Origin of the sequence: Mycoplasma marinum (genome assembly GCF_004335975.1) — a bacterium.
Lineage (GTDB): Bacteria > Bacillota_I > Bacilli_A > Mycoplasmatales > Metamycoplasmataceae > Mycoplasma_K > Mycoplasma_K marinum.
Map to the genome: position 1 here is coordinate 1 of NZ_PSZO01000070.1, position 1,354 is coordinate 1,354.

Below are 1,354 nucleotides of genomic sequence, written 5' to 3' on the forward strand. Positions count from 1 at the left end.
AAAATGGAGTATAAATTCAGCGCACAAAGAAAGTGGGGTTGGAATGCCTGCACTCGATGTTTTAAAGAATAAAAAAACCGTTACATTTCATTATTCTAGAAAAATTGAACCCTATGATGTTGTTCAAGCTAATTTGATAGTTGACTGTATAAACATGGCGATTAATACTGATAAAAAAATATTAAGAAGAAAATATAAAAGGTGAAACTTTGTAACCGTATAATCAAGAAGGTTCACAAAACAAGATGTGATGTGTATTTTCTGTGTATAAAAGCACAAAAATAAATATATTGGTTTCCTACCTCTATCCTACAACTATTTGCCATTCCGTAATAAGGTAATGATAAAACTACAATTCACAGTTTTTAATTATAAGAAAAAGAGTGTTGTCCCTTTAAACAATTAACATTCTTCATTCATTTAAAAATCCAATAAAACATTTCGTGTTCAAATATTATTACCGGGTCTCTTGGCAGAAAACCGATTTACCTTCTCAGAAGAGAGGGGTTTCTTTTTTAAATTTATTGTTTTAATAGTGTAATTTTGCATTATCACATTTTTTTAATTCAGAATAAGCTTTATTTAATTAAATAAAACATAGGTATATAACCTTTTGCTATTTTAGCAGAGTTATAATGCGAGTGCTAATTAGTGATATAATTATTAAAAGTGAAAGAGGTAGCTATGAAATGTGAAAAATGCAAGAAGACAAAATGTAAGTATGTCGGCAAAAATGCTGCTAGGAAACAAAGATCTGAAATTTGAGATATTTTAAGAGGTTTAAATAAATCTTTAAAGGAACAAAAATACAAAGGTTTTACAAATAGGTTGGTAGGCAGTTCTAAAAGAAACATGGTCTTTAGACATGGAGAAGAATTATATGATACAGATATACAGTTAGAATTCTTAAGTCCAACAGCAAAAGACCTTGAGCCAAGCTTTAAGAAAACATTAAACGATATGATTGAACCTTTATTGCCCGAATTATGAACATCACATATTTCAACTTCGGTAATAACAATCAATAAAATTAAAGATGATAGTGATACCGGGGAACTTGAGCATTATTTTGATTTAGCTATTATAAGAAAAAATGATGAGACAAGACAAATACTAAAGGGTAAAAATCCAGATGAAGATTCAGAAGATAAATTTGAATGGAAAACACTTCCAAAATTCAATAATGCTTATATTAAATTCAAACAAGCTAAACCTAATGATGTTAAGAAAATTAAACAAAGATACATAGATAGAAAATGCAAACATAGAGAAATTGAAAAAGATGATTCTGCACATAGGTCATCTTCACAATTATTCATTGAATGCACAAATGAAATACTGAACTAATATATCC

The 1,354-nt window shown here is 28.4% G+C and carries 2 protein-coding genes; both read left to right on the top strand.

Annotated elements, in window-relative coordinates:
* The coding region (locus C4B24_RS04730) for a hypothetical protein (RefSeq protein ID WP_210725203.1) at nt 1-223 on the top strand (223 nt) is incomplete at its 5' end.
* Between the two features lie 461 nt (nt 224-684).
* Nucleotides 685-1,347 (top strand): hypothetical protein, encoded by a 663-nt coding sequence (locus C4B24_RS04735; protein ID WP_131599630.1) that lies wholly within the window; start codon nt 685-687, stop codon nt 1,345-1,347.
* Nucleotides 1,348-1,354 lie beyond the last annotated feature (7 nt).